A 14,443-nucleotide genomic window follows, 5' to 3' on the forward strand; every position below is an offset into this window, starting at 1 on the left:
GATTTTGTTTACTCCTCTTTTTCTTTGTTTCTCTTTATAACATAGAGAATTAATACAATTAAGATCAGTCCTACACCCAGATACGCAAATATTTTTTGGACTTTTTCTCCTGTTTTTGGTAAATAGGATGATTTAGACGTTTCTTTCTTGTTTATGGCAATTTCATTTTTACTATTTTTTGTAGGTTTGTTCTGGTCTGTAACAACTTTTTTTGTTTCCTTTTTATTTTTCGCTGGTTCTTCAGGCGTAATGGGCACTTCTGGTTCTTCTGGTGGATTGATGCCATCACCTACTTTGGCTTTGTTGAGAATTGTTTCGCCCGCTTTCGCTTCTTCGTTAACGATCACTTTGAAGCGAATACTCCGCTCTTTCGTATCGGTGATACTTGGGTATTCCGCTGTGATTGTGCCATTGGCTTCTGTCAAGCTGGTTGGTTTTGGTTCATCACCGACACTTGTTAGGCTATCTTTGACATACGTCAGTCCTTTGGGTAGTTGGTCTGTGATAACTACTTTGTTTAAGACGCCATTTTCGATGGTATTGCGGAAACTGATTGTGTATTCGATCGCTTCCCCTAGTTTTGGTTTAGCGTTATTAACAGTTTTTGTTGCGGTTAATTTGCCTTCTTTTACTTGAGGTGTGATTGGTTCTTCGGGTGTAATGGGTACCTCTGGTTCTTCGGGCGGATTAACTGTGTCATCTACTTTGGCTCTGTTGAGAATTGTTTCGCCCGCTTTGGCTTCTTCGTTAACAATCACTTTGAAACGAATACTCCGCTCTTTTGTATCGGTGATACTTGGGTATTCCGCTGTGATTGTGCCATTGGCTTCTGTCAAGCTGGTTGGTTTTGGTTCATCACCGACACTTGTTAGGCTATCTTTGACATACGTCAGTCCTTTGGGTAGTTGGTCTGTGATAACTACTTTGTTTAAGACGCCATTTTCGATGGTATTGCGGAAACTGATTGTGTATTCGATCGCTTCCCCTAGTTTTGGTTTAGCGTTATTAACAGTTTTTGTTGCGGTTAGTTTGCCTGCGTTCGTTTCTGGTACCACCGGCACCTCTGGTTCTTCTGGTGGATTAACTGTGTCATCTACTTTGGCTTTGTTAAGAATTGTTTCGCCTGCTTTGGCTTCTTCGTTAACGATCACTTTGAAACGAATAATCCGCTCTTTCGTATCGGTGATACTTGGGTATTCCGCTATGATTGTGCCGTTGGTTTCTTTCAAATTAGTTGGCTTTGGTTCATCACCAACACTTGTTAGGCTATCTTTGACATATGTCAGTCCTTTTGGCAGTTGGTCTGTGATAACTACTTTGTTTAGGATGCCGTTTTCGATAGTGTTGCGGAAGCTGATGGTGTATTCGATTTCTTCCCCTAGTTTTGGTTTGGCGTTATTAACGGTTTTTGTTGCGGCTAGTTTGCCTGCGTTCGTTTCTGGTACCACAGGCACCTCTGGTTCTTCTGGTGGATTAACTGTGTCATCTACTTTGGCTTTGTTGAGAATTGTTTCGCCCGCTTTGGCTTCTTCGTTAACGATCACTTTGAAACGAATAATCCGCTCTTTTGTATCAGTGATACTTGGGTATTCCGCCGTGATTATGCCGTTGGTTTCTTTCAAGCTGGTTGGTTTTGGTTCATCACCAACACTTGTTAGGCTATCTTTGACATATGTCAGTCCTTTTGGTAGTTGGTCTGTGATAACCACTTTGTTTAAGACGCCATTTTCGACAGTGTTGCGGAAGCTAATTGTGTACTCGATTGCTTCCCCTAGTTTTGGTTTAGCGTTATTAACGGTTTTTGTTGCGGCTAGTTTGCCTGCGTTCGTTTCTGGTACCACAGGCACCTCTGGTTCTTCTGGTGGATTAACTGTGTCATCTACTTTGGCTTTGTTGAGAATTGTTTCGCCCGCTTTGGCTTCTTCGTTAACGATCACTTTGAAACGAATAATCCGCTCTTTTGTATCAGTGATACTTGGGTATTCCGCCGTGATTATGCCGTTGGTTTCTTTCAAGCTGGTTGGTTTTGGTTCATCACCAACACTTGTTAGGCTATCTTTGACATATGTCAGTCCTTTTGGTAGTTGGTCTGTGATAACCACTTTGTTTAAGACGCCATTTTCGACAGTGTTGCGGAAGCTAATTGTGTACTCGATAGTTTCGCCTAGTTTTGGTTTAGCGTTATTAACGGTTTTTGTTGCGGTTAGTTTGCCAGTTACTTGTTCGTCTGCAATTTTCGCTTCTACTATATTAGAAGTTTCGTTGACTTTTGCAGATGTTAAAATATCTACTGCCTCAACGGTTGCGCTATTAGGCACTAATTCATTTGCTTTTGCTCGTTCATTTATCCGCGCTTTAAATTCGTAAATTGTTTCAGCTGTATCAGCTTTGTAGCTACCTCCTTGTGTAGCAGTTGCACCATTGCCGACACGGACTATAATTTGTTTATTGGTTTCATCATATTCAGCTTGATCATCGCCTGAAGCATCCGTTTTTTCACCAGAATTTGGTCCACTAATAATTTTTAAAGAGCCTGGCAAATAATTTAAGCGACCATCTAGTGCATCCTTCGAGACTGAATTTATCGCTTCTGAATCAGCTTTTGTATTTTTTAGTGAGACACGATACGTGATTGTTTCACCAACTTTGTAAGTTTCTTTTGGTTCCACAATTTCTTTCTTAATTTCAAATTCAGGCGTTTCTGCGTTTACAGCAAAACCAATCGCATTCGTAGAATAATCGTCACCACTACTTGTTGTTCTAAAATTAATTTGGTTTTGTCCAGCATTTAAAACACCTTCGGGAATTGCCATACGATCGATATCAATATCTAAAAAATTAGGATGATCCGGCGCAAATTTTCCTGGATACTTATCTACCATATGTTCATCGTTATCTGTCACAGTTGCGTTCATAGCATTATTAACTGGATTGAGCGTGTTCGAAATATTTACCCAAGTTCCTGCGCTATTTTTAATTTGTGCGTTGTCTCCAGTCCAGTATTTATCTCCTTGAACAGTAAACCAGGTCACAATTGGATCAAGATTTCCTTGTTTTGCTGTTAAAAAGTTGCTCATAGTAAATTCATTATTGGTTCCAGCAGCATTACCACGTGCTCCATAGTAAATACTAAAAGCTCTTGACTTACTTGCCTGATCCTTTGTAACAACAAACAAACTCCAACCACTAAAGTTATAATATTGATATTGACCATTTAAACTACTTGTCATAGGAATATCTGCCAACGTATAACTCCCTGTCGCACTTTTATCCCCTTGTAAAATTGAAGTTACATCTGCATAATTAGAAAATCCAGTGTTATTGTACCCGAAACGTTGTCCTGGGTTTGTTGCATCTTGATCGATACGATGGTACCTTTGGGGCGAAACACGCTGTACGGTTCCATTTGGTGTTGTAAATTGAACTGGTGCACTAATTTCTTCATCAGAAAGATTTGTTCCGTAAGCAGGGCCTTTATATCTAGATGCACTCCAAAATAAGCCCGCCCAAGCAATCTCTTTTGCACCATTTAAATCAATATAAGCCCGACTAGAGTTATACGTATTTGGATCATTGTCAACATCTGCAAATTCTAAAGGAAAATTGTTAATTGCATAACCACTACTTGCTCCTCGTGTGTTTAAAAATGTTTGCGCAGCCGCCGTATTTTCATTCGCAATTTTTAAGTTGGTATTTCCCGTTGAAAAAAGTTCTCCTCTATGAACGCTTTGATAAATCGGTGTATTAAACCCCCGACCAGGTGTTGGTGGCACTAACGGACCAGTAGGTTGCGCCTTTAATGGAGGTTGCTCAGGACTTTCGGTAGCCTGCGTTAGTGCAGTCTCTTGAATACTTTCTGTCGCCTTTCCTGCTTCAGGCTTTGTTTCGTTACTAGTAGTTGCGGTCATTTCATTTGTAGAAGAGGCTGTTTCGTTTGCCTGATTTTCTACTTTTGTTTCTGAAGTTTCCTGTTTTTCCTTCGAAACCGACTCTTTATCTGCTAGCATACCTTTACTAGGTAAATCAATTACTAGTGTTCCTTTTTCATTATCTTCTATTAGTACGCTGACCAATAACTTGCTCGACGCTTTTGTAGTTATTTGCCCATTTATGGTAATCTTTCTTGTCGAATTTGGTTGAAGGTTAAGCAGTTTAATATCGGTTGTTTGATCTTTCTCATTTGTTTCAACCTTTGCTTGTTCTTCTAAAGACGTAGGTCCTCGCTCTTCGCTTAAAGTATCTAAAACAAATTTGATTGGACTATCATTGGTATTTTTTTGTTTTAAAATGAGATCTTTGATTGGTACATCTCGCGTATTTGTTACTTCGTAAGTGACCGTTTTAATATCTTCTTGAGACGATGTATCTTCTATTTTCCCTATTACTTTGAGCCCGTCTTTTTCAACAGTATTCTCAGCATCACTTGTTACTTCTTGAGCAAACGCGTTCATCATTGGTAACAAATTTAAAATAAACAGCATGGTAATCATAAGGTAACTCACAAAATTTTTAACTGCTTTATTCATTTACATTCTCCTTCGTTCTTTTCATTTACTTAAACAAATCATCTTCAAACAACTTTTACAATTACTAATTGTTTCTCAACATCCACCTCCATAAAATACTTTTCAACCTTCAATTCTTTCTTTATTTAGCTACAACAACTTTTTTTAACGTACGATTTTCCGTTTCTCCTTATAATCAAAAAGTAACACATTATATTAGCTAAAAAAAGAAAAAAACCCGATATTTCAACAAAAAATCGTGAATTAAATAACACGTTTTATATGAAGCAAATATATTGACTTTCCCTAAAAAAATACAAACATAGGTAAGTTCTAGCTTTAAGAGTAATTTTTTTATTGTTTTCCCTTTAATAACATTCGTTCTAAATTGTTTTAAAAACTAAAACTTTTTTCATGTAATTTTCATTACATTTACCAAAAAAAGAAACTAGCTTAGCTACATTTGCTATTGCTAGTTCCTTTTTTTAATTGTTTTACTTTTCCCCTAAAATTTCAATCCAACCATAATAATATTCAATATATTGGTTTTCCTCTTCTAGTTGTGTCAAGATATGCTCTCCGACAACGATGCCTGTTTCAAATCCTTGTTTTGCTAAACGCTTTTTTACTTCTTCGATATTATTCAAACGGGTATCTTGTGTATTGACTTTTAAAATAAAGCCTTTGTATTGGCTACTTGATTCTTTGACCCAAATCACTTTATCTAAACTTTTTTTATTCACATGATTTGCCAAACAAATCCCATACGTCAGTTCATTGGATTCACTTAAATCCCCGTAAATACCTAAAGTTGAAATGTGTTCCATGTAAACTTTCATCTCTTCTGGATCCTCAATATCAACAACAACAATTTTATCAAAAGGAATTGGTTCATCTGAAAAAACCAATGTTTCTAAATCAATTAACGCATGTAAATGTAATTTTCTTTTCTTGATTTCTTTGTATTTATGTTGAAGCCTTTTTATTTCTTGCCCCAGTTGTTCTTCTGTTGCTTCCATGGTGGCATAGAGATCGGTAGGTGTCTTTTTATATAAATTCAACATATCTTTGATAGGAATCCCCATTTTTCGATAAAAATCAATATCATATATTTTGAACAAATCTTCTAAATCAAAGGTTCGATATCCGTTTTCTTCATTGCGTGTTGTACTAATCAACCCTTGCTCGTCCCAATAACGAATCGTGGACTTAGGGATATTTAACAACTCAGAAACATCTTTTATTGTGTAATTTTTTTCCATACTGTTCCCTCCATCAAAAAGTTTAGCATTTCTACTGTTGACATTCAAGTTACTTGAACGTGTACAATGACTCTTTGTAACAGCTAAAACGGTATTGTTTAAGGAGGAAATTTCATGAAATTAATGAAAGAGTTTATTAAAGAAAATAAATGGATTGTTCTTGCGACAACTTTAACCATCTGTTTGCAAATCGCAGGAACCCTTGGCGTCCCTAAATTAGTTGGCAAGTTGATTGATGTGGGCATCGTTAGCGGTGACCAACAAGTAATTAAAACGATTGGCATACAAATGTTTCTTGTGGCATTCATTGGAACAATTGCCGCAATTATTTCTAGCTATTTGTCTGCTTTAGTAGCTGCTAAATTTGGTTTTCAAGTTAGAGGATTGTTCTTTAAAAAATTTCAACAATTCTCGATGAAAAATGTTGATAAATTTGGTTCAAATTCTTTGCTAACTAGAATGACCAACGATGTAGATAATGTTCAAACAATGATTGTGCTATTTTGCCAATTAATCTTTCCAGCGCCTATTATTAGTTTATTTGCCTTAGTGATGACATTTTCTTATTCAGTTTCACTCGCTTGGGTAACATTGGCTTCCATCGTATTTTACTTAGTCGTTGTTTATTTTTTAATGAAAAAAGGTACCCCTTTATCTTTAAAAATTCAACCAAAAATGGATCGAATTACTACGACTTTACGAGAGTTCTTTACTGGAATTAATATGATTCGTGCGTTCAATAATCAAGATTTTGAAGAGCAGCGAACCAATCAAACATTTAAAAATTATGCTGAACGCATGAGCAAAGTGAATCGAATCTTTGCTTGGATTACTCCCGTTGCCTTTTTATTAATGGGCGTTGTGTATGCCTCTATTTTGTGGTTTGGCGGTAATTTAGTGGCGGTAGGCACCCTACAAATTGGCACCGTTACAGCTGTGATTGAATATACGCTTCTAACTTTGGCCTACTTAATGATCGCGGCTATGGTATTAGTTGTCATTCCACGGTCCGTTGCTTCCTTGAATCGCTTGCAAGAAGTTTTGTCAGAAGAAATTGAAATTAGCGATCCTCACACTGAAGCAACCATTGCTTATCATCCTGAGAAAGCCTTGATTTGCTTCGATCACGTCACGTTTCAATACACAGAAACAGCTGATCCTGTTTTAGAAAGTGTTAGTTTTGTCATTCCTAAAGGAAAAACAACGGCGATTGTTGGTGCAACTGGCGCTGGTAAAAGTACTTTAGTTAAGTTACTTTTACGAATAAATGATGTCACAGCCGGCACGATTAGCTATTCTGGCACAGATATCCGCTCATTATCTCAGCAAACGATTCGCCAAGTCATCAGTTATGTGCCACAAAAAGCCTTTCTTTTCAGTGGGACAATCTTATCAAACTTATTAATGGGAAATGCCGAAGCAACTACAGAAGAAATAAGAACGGCACTAGAAATTTCACAATCTTCTGAATTTATCGATTCCTTACCACAAGGGATTGAAAGTTTCGTAGCACAAGGCGGGTCCAACTATTCTGGTGGTCAAAAACAAAGAATGTGTATTGCACGAGCCTTAATCAAACCGGCAGACGTTTATATTTTCGATGATAGCTTTTCCGCATTAGATTACAAAACTGATGCCGCTCTACGTGCCGCTTTACATGCACAAATGGCGGACAAAACTTTACTCATTGTTGCTCAACGGTTAAGTACAATCATGAACGCTGACAATATTATCGTCCTAGATGAAGGAAGGATTGTTGGTCAAGGCACCCACGCTGATTTACTTACCACTAATAGCTATTACCAAGACTTTGCTAAATCGCAAGGTATCTTACCCAAGTAATTAAAGAAAGGATGTGACTGCTTGAAAGAAAGTTTTCTTTTCAAGCCATACAATGAAAAAAACAATGAATCTTCAAAGCTTTAAACGTTTCTGGAAAATGATTAAACCTGAGCATCCAATCTTTTATGGTCTAATGATCTGCAGTTTAATTGGAAACTTATTAATTGTTGCCATGACCTATATTATGGCAATCGGGATTGATAACCTCTTAGAAGCTATCAAGCGTGTCGGGCTCAAAGGCATGACACTTTCTTTAGTTGAAGAAGCGCTCTTAGGTCCCGTCTTACTTTTAATTCTCTTTTCAATCATTAGTAGTATCACTTCTTTTATTCAGGAACGAGCAATGGCTTCTTTAAGCGAACGGGTTACTTTAAGAATTAGAAAAGAAGTGACAAAAAAGTTTAAAACTTTACCAATGGCCTTCTTTGACAATCACCAAGTGGGCGATATCATTAGTCGTTCAACAACTGGCTTAAACCAATTGTCACAAGTTCTTTTAACAGGCATCAACCAATTTTTCACTTCCGTCGTGACTATCCTTTTTGCAGGAATCATGTTGTTCTATATTGATGCAAAATTAACCATTTTAGTGTTGCTGCTAATTGGCGGCAGTACTTTCATGACGACAAAAATTGCGAATAAAAACAAGGTGTTTGCTGATCAAAGTCAAGCTGAATTAGGTCAATTAAATAATAAGATGGAAGAATATTTAGCAGGAAATTTGGTCACAAAAACCTTTAATCAACAGCAAAATGCTGAAAAAACAATTGATGCTGTTAATCAACAACATTATCGTGCCTTTAAAAAAGCACAGTTTCTAAATTTTGCGATTTATCCAGCTATTCGTTTTATTAATCAGTTGGCTTTTATTATTAGTGCTATCTTAGGCGCAATGCTCGTTTTATCTGGTGGTATTACGATTGGTTTCTTGCAAGCGTATTTGCAATATATCAACCAAATTTCTGAGCCGATTTCTACCGCTTCTTATGTCATTAACTCAATTCAAGCAGCGATGGCTTCCATTGATCGGATTTTTGTTATCTTAGATGAAGCTGATGAACAGCCAGAAGCAACTCATTTAGAAACTATTTCTTCTCCTAAAGGAGCCATTGAATTTAAAAATGTTCAATTTGGCTACACACCAGAAAAAATTTTAATGAAGAATGTTGATTTTTCTGTTCAACCGAAAAAAACAGTGGCCATTGTGGGACCCACCGGCGCTGGTAAAACAACATTAGTCAACTTATTAATGCGTTTCTATGAAATAAATCAAGGCGCCATTACTTTTGATGGGATTGATATTACGAAACTTTCTCGACAAAATCTAAGAAATTTATTTGGCATGGTTTTACAAAACACTTGGCTATTTGAAGGAACCGTAGCAGATAATATTGCCTATGGAAAAAAAGATGCTTCTCGTGAAGAAATAATTGAAGCAGCTAAAATTGCTCAATGTGATCATTTTATTCGGACCCTTCCTCAAGGATATGACACAATTATTTCTAGCGAAAATGGTGCATTATCACAAGGGCAACAACAGTTATTAACCATCGCCCGAATCATTTTAGCAAATCCGCCCGTTGTTATTCTCGATGAAGCAACTTCGAGTGTGGACACACGAACAGAAGCCCATATTCAAAAAGCGATGGAAACTGTCACAGAAAATCGAACAAGCTTCGTTATCGCTCATCGATTATCCACAATTGAAAATGCTGATTTAATTTTAGTGATGAAAAATGGCGATATTATTGAAAAAGGAACGCATCAGGAACTATTACAAGCTCCGACTCTTTACGCCAGCTTATATAATAGTCAATTTCAAACCACTTAAAAAGAACTGGAACAAGTCATTCTTCTTTTGACTCGTTCCAGTTCTTTTATTGCTTAGAAATATTGAATTCCCATTGCTTTTTTGACTTCTGTTAAGGTTTGTGCTGCCACTTTTTCAGCAGCAAGACTTCCTTTATGCAACATTTCCATAATCGCTTCTGGATTTTTAGCCAGCTCTTCACGACGTCGACGAATCGGTGCGAGTTCTTCTTCTAGGACATCAATTAAGTAACGTTTAATTTTCACATCTCCTAAACCGCCATGACGATAGTGCTCTTTTAATTCTTCAATATATTCTTTATTTTTCCCAAAAACATCCAAGTAAGTAAAGACCATATTTCCTTCAACTTGTCCTGGGTCCTCTATACGAATATGATTTGGATCGGTATACATACTCATTACTTTTTTCTGCACCACTTCAGCTGGATCTGAAAGATAAATACCATTGCCTAAAGACTTACTCATTTTTCCGTTGCCATCAATTCCTGGCAAGCGTCCCATGCCTTTTGGTGGTAACACAGCTTCCGGTCTAACTAAAACTTCACCGTACGTCTGATTAAAACTATGCACAATTTCTTGCGCTTGTTCCAACATTGGTTTTTGGTCTTCCCCAACCGGGACTAAATTCGCTTGAAAGGCAGTAATATCAGCTGCTTGTGAAACGGGATATATAAAGAATCCTGTCGGAACACCTTCCCCAAATTTTTTTTGCTCAATTTCTGCTTTGACCGTTGGATTCCGACGAACACGTGACGTGGTCACTAAATTTAGATAGTACATTGTTAATTCAGCTAACTGTGGAATTTGCGATTGGATAAAAATTGTTGTTTTCGTAGGGTCTAAACCAACTGCTAAATAGTCCAAAGCAACTTCTAAAACATTGGCTGAAACTTTTTCGGGATTTCTTGCATTATCTGTCAATGCTTGTAAATCTGCAATCATGACAAATAATTGATTTGTAGGGTCTGCTTGCATTTCTACTCGTTTTTTTAAGGAACCTACGTAATGTCCTAGGTGCAATTTACCAGTTGGACGATCACCTGTTAAGATAGTATTCATTGTCTACACACCTTTATCGTTTACTTTCATTTATTATTTTACCTTGTTTTAAAAAGAATGAATAGTAGGCAATAGAATATTTATTGATTCTAGATAATCGAAGAGACTAGAAAGATTGCAAGGTACAGCAATTCTTGTTCCAGCCTCTTCAAACAGTTTATTTATTTTGTGACTTTAATTGAAAATTGTACAGTCACTACCGGTAAAACTTTGCTTGTTACTTTGATTTGATAATTTCCTGCAGCAGTCGTTGCTTCTGTCCTAATCAGACCGTTTTCATCTACACTTACTGTATTGCCAGCATCTGGTGTAACCAACTCATACGTTACTTGCGAGCTCCAAGCATCCGTTTCTGTGTGCGGCGCTTGACCAATCACTTTAGATTGAATTTGATAATTTTCGCCTGATTTTATAGTGGCTGTTTCTGTAGCAAATTGAATTCTTTCAGGAATCGCATGAGTTTGCACGACTTGGAAGATTTTTCGTTCATCGGGATTCGCAATTCCTATTTTTTCTTCTACTGCAGCAGGGAACTGGTAAGTACCTGGCGGGCTACTTGGCGAATAATTACTAACATCGTCATCCCAAGAAATAACCTTCAATTTCGTTTCGCTACCATCATCTAATTTTGCAATTACTTCAGTTGGCAAATTCAGTTCGCCTCGCGAGGTGCCTGTTAGTCGATCCAGCGTAGGCAATTCCTTGAATCCAACAATATGTTTAGCGGTGACTTTTACATTGGCAATAATTGGCAGTGAAACACCTGCTGCTCGTCCTACAACAGTGAATGTTCCTTCTTTTTGATAAGAAGATGCTGGAACTTCTGACCAATTGACAGTCACTTCTCGTTGTGAACCATCCGAATAAAAAATAGTTGTTTTTTCTGGTAGATTAGGGGCTTGACCCGCTTCTGTCGTGACCTCAATCGACTCATGTTTGACTTCGAAAACATTCGATAAAACAATTTTAGGAGCTAAACTATCCTCTGCTAGTTGTTGACCAGTTGGCAAGGTCAATTTGCCTGCTAAAAAGTCTTGATAGGCCTTTTGTGCGCCTTCTTTTGAAAAAGCATCAAACCCAGCATTATCAGAATCATAACCAGGCAAACGACTGTCTGTAATCGCTAATAAGAAACTTAACTTGGCTGGAATTTTCTCACCACTTTGAATTAGCTTCCGTAGATAGTTACTAATATCGATAGAGATTGTATTTTGATTATTCATAATTGAGCTATTTGTAAAAGATTGTCGAGCAATAAATTCTTCATTTGGTACATTTAAATTATTTGGACCATTGTTCCAAGTAATGGTGTTACTCATCCAATTAGTATCTGTTCCATAAACATCTACTTGGAACTGCGTATTTTTCAAACGTTCATCATTTGTATTTCCAGCACCATTCCACGCATCATAACGCATCACATTTAGTTCTAAATTGGCACTTTTTAGTGATTGATAGTTCTTCAATTCTTGTGTATCAATTTCAACGTAAATCCGGCGATTATACCCCGCAGAACTAGCATTTTTTAATTTTAATGCGTAATTGCCCGTATAGTTTACTCCATAAGGATATTTATAAGCGTCTCCTGAACTAATGGCAGCGGTACCGCCTGCTATAGCAGAGTATGCTCGGTTACCATCACTCTTTTGAACATAGGCAGTTTGAGCTGTTTTTAGTTTAACGGTGTCTTTTCCTTCACCAAGTTCACCCTCAAAAGAGACCTTGGCTGTTACTTTGACAGCATCTATCGGTAAGCCGATAACTGTTGCTGCAACTTCAACTGTGCCTGCTGTATTAATTTTTTCTTGAGGGATTGCTTCCCATTGTAACTTAAATTCTTTTTTGCCTGTCGCAACCACTTCTTCATTAACGACTTCTTCGTACGTTAATTCAACTTGCTCTGGCAAATTAGGATACACACCTGTTGCCGAACTAATTTCTAACACTTGATTTTGATAACGAATACTTTTTTCAATTGTGGATGCTTGTTGCGCACCAATATCTAAAACTTTATTTTTCAAGCTATTTCCAAAGAAGTCTTCGGCCGCACTGTTCACTTCCGACAAGCCTTTACCAATCGCTGGAGAGGTTTCTTTTAATTGGAACATTTGTGCTCGCTGACGTAAGCGTTCTTTGGAAGTAAATTCAACCACATTATCTTTTGTTGGTTTCAATGTCGTAAATTCTTGCTCTGCCAACTCTTTCACTTTTTCAGGGTTATCTGTGATTTCTAATTGTGGTTTTTCAAAAATGTTTCCACTTGATACTAATTTTTCAACAGTTGCACCACTTTTTTCTGTAGCAATTTCTTTTGGCCAAATAACATTATTTTTGAAATATTTTTCTGGATTATCGACCATTTTACGTTCAATTGGTTGTGTCCCATTTGTTGGATAATTAGATAAGAATTTTAATTGTCCGGTACCTTCTTTGTATAAAATATTATTGTAAAAATTGGCTACTGTACCACTGTTGTCAGAACTATTTCCTTCACCAAATAATGACGTTGAAATACCGTCGCCAACATAAATCGTATTATTGTGGATAGTTGGCATTGCCGCTCCATCATTTTTCACCCAATAATGGAAAATGCTTTGTTCTTTATAATTGTAGCCACCAGCTCCTCCTGGATTGTCTTTACCTGTTCCTCGGTTACCACCGCCGTCATTAGCTGAGATATTGTAACGAATAACCGAATTTTTTTGATCAGACATAAGCAATAAAAAGCCGCCAGTATTATGATGTGAATAGTTATATTGATAAATAACATTGTTTGACTGCATGTCCACATCATAAGCTTCGGCATCGTTAAATCCATATTTGATTCCGTATACTTCGTTATATTGGAACAGTCCGTCATCTACAGACATTGCCCAAACGCCCGCGTAATTTTGTGTACCATAATCGGCATTGCACATTCGGACAGCAACATTTCCTTCGACGACACCGCCACTTTTGGCTTCTGACAAGACAATCCCGTCGCCAGCAATATCTTCTAAATAGTTATTACGAATCGTAATATTAGAAAACGTTTTGTAGAAAGTGTTGCCTCTTGAGGTATCTGAATCAGCTTTTGTTCGAATTCCTTCAAGTCCCACTCGTTGAATCACATTATTTTCAATCAAAATATTATTAAATCCAGTCGTTGTTCGATGATCATTGGCTGCTGTTACTACATTGCCATTCTCATCAAACCAACTTCCTAAAACAATAATTCCACCTACCGCTTTTAATCGTTTGGTTGCAGTATTCCCACTTAGATTCAAATAATATTCTGTTTGAACGTCATGAACATAGTTATTCCGTATCGTGACACTATTGAACGTTCGATTTTGTTCATATCCTAGGACTAATATCCCCGCTCTTTGAGCATCTCCTGGTTTCTTATAGCCTTCGAGATTATCTAGCTCTGGTGTATTTGTCACTTCTAAATTTGAAATATCCCAATATTCTTGGTTCACTAACTGCACGGCCCCTGAGATTGCACGTTTGAAAGTCCCTGTGCTGTAGGTGCCACCACCGTTAATAATCGGACGCCGTGTTGTTTCAAAAATGGTTTCTCCTTTGTCATTCGTATCATAAAAATCAATGACAATCTTTTGTGCCGCTGTCCCATTCCCTTTTGGATGCAACAATTGGTTATTCCAGGTACTTTGCGCATTCAGCAAAAGATGGTCGCCTGGCTGAAACTCCGTCTGATTCACTTTTTCAAAATCACGCCAAGCACTGGCTGGAGACTGCCCATCATTGGCATTATTTCCTCCTTCCCCATCCACATAGTAGGTCGTTCCATTTTGAGCGATACCTACTGAACGAAAAAGTAACGGTTGATCACTCACTGTTTCCCCATAAGCAGGAAGACTAAATAATTGAAGCTGGGAAAAAACAAGCAAAATAGAAAGGAAAATGGTTACACTTTTAAAATACGCTTTTTTTCTCATTTTC

General features: G+C 37.4%; 6 protein-coding genes. 2 read left to right on the forward strand and 4 right to left on the reverse strand.

Annotation, left to right across the window (positions count from 1 at the left end; translation table 11 throughout):
* Positions 1-8: 8 nt before the first annotated feature.
* Positions 9-4,526 carry an isopeptide-forming domain-containing fimbrial protein gene (locus IGJ46_RS08780; protein WP_218391187.1) on the reverse strand — a complete coding sequence of 1,506 codons (4,518 nt, stop codon included), beginning with the start codon at positions 4,524-4,526 and terminating at the stop codon, positions 9-11.
* Positions 4,527-4,999: 473 nt separating this feature from the next.
* Positions 5,000-5,815 (reverse strand): MerR family transcriptional regulator, encoded by an 816-nt coding sequence (locus IGJ46_RS08785; RefSeq protein ID WP_002402574.1) that lies wholly within the window; start codon positions 5,813-5,815, stop codon positions 5,000-5,002.
* 66 nt (positions 5,816-5,881) lie between these two features.
* Between IGJ46_RS08785 and IGJ46_RS08790 the strand changes: the two genes are divergently transcribed.
* Positions 5,882-7,609: an ABC transporter ATP-binding protein gene (locus tag IGJ46_RS08790; RefSeq protein WP_218391188.1), complete on the forward strand. Its 1,728-nt coding sequence runs from the start codon at positions 5,882-5,884 to the stop codon at positions 7,607-7,609.
* A 52-nt stretch (positions 7,610-7,661) separates the two neighbouring features.
* Positions 7,662-9,440, forward strand: coding sequence for an ABC transporter ATP-binding protein (locus IGJ46_RS08795; protein ID WP_002389946.1), 1,779 nt, complete (start codon positions 7,662-7,664; stop codon positions 9,438-9,440).
* Positions 9,441-9,493: 53 nt separating this feature from the next.
* On the opposite strand, the gene trpS is transcribed toward IGJ46_RS08795, so the two are convergent.
* Both trpS and IGJ46_RS08805 read right to left on the reverse strand, forming a co-directional pair.
* A complete protein-coding gene (gene trpS / locus IGJ46_RS08800; RefSeq protein ID WP_002379621.1) occupies positions 9,494-10,498 on the reverse strand; it encodes a tryptophan--tRNA ligase in 1,005 nt (334 codons plus the stop codon).
* A 161-nt stretch (positions 10,499-10,659) separates the two neighbouring features.
* Positions 10,660-14,439: an Ig-like domain-containing protein gene (locus tag IGJ46_RS08805; protein ID WP_218391196.1), complete on the reverse strand. Its 3,780-nt coding sequence runs from the start codon at positions 14,437-14,439 to the stop codon at positions 10,660-10,662.
* Positions 14,440-14,443: the final 4 nt, after the last annotated feature.

It is taken from the genome of Enterococcus sp. AZ120 (genome assembly GCF_050546165.1).
Classification (GTDB): Bacteria; Bacillota; Bacilli; order Lactobacillales; family Enterococcaceae; genus Enterococcus; species Enterococcus faecalis.

What these genes read in the sequence shown, in the direction of transcription:
- trpS (WP_002379621.1), bottom strand. Translation starts at nt 10,498, where the DNA reads ATGAATACTATCTTAACAGGTGATCGTCCAACTGGTAAATTGCACCTA.
- IGJ46_RS08790 (WP_218391188.1), top strand. Translation starts at nt 5,882, where the DNA reads ATGAAATTAATGAAAGAGTTTATTAAAGAAAATAAATGGATTGTTCTT.
- IGJ46_RS08805 (WP_218391196.1), bottom strand. Translation starts at nt 14,439, where the DNA reads ATGAGAAAAAAAGCGTATTTTAAAAGTGTAACCATTTTCCTTTCTATT.
- IGJ46_RS08780 (WP_218391187.1), bottom strand. Translation starts at nt 4,526, where the DNA reads ATGAATAAAGCAGTTAAAAATTTTGTGAGTTACCTTATGATTACCATG.
- IGJ46_RS08795 (WP_002389946.1), top strand. Translation starts at nt 7,662, where the DNA reads ATGAAAAAAACAATGAATCTTCAAAGCTTTAAACGTTTCTGGAAAATG.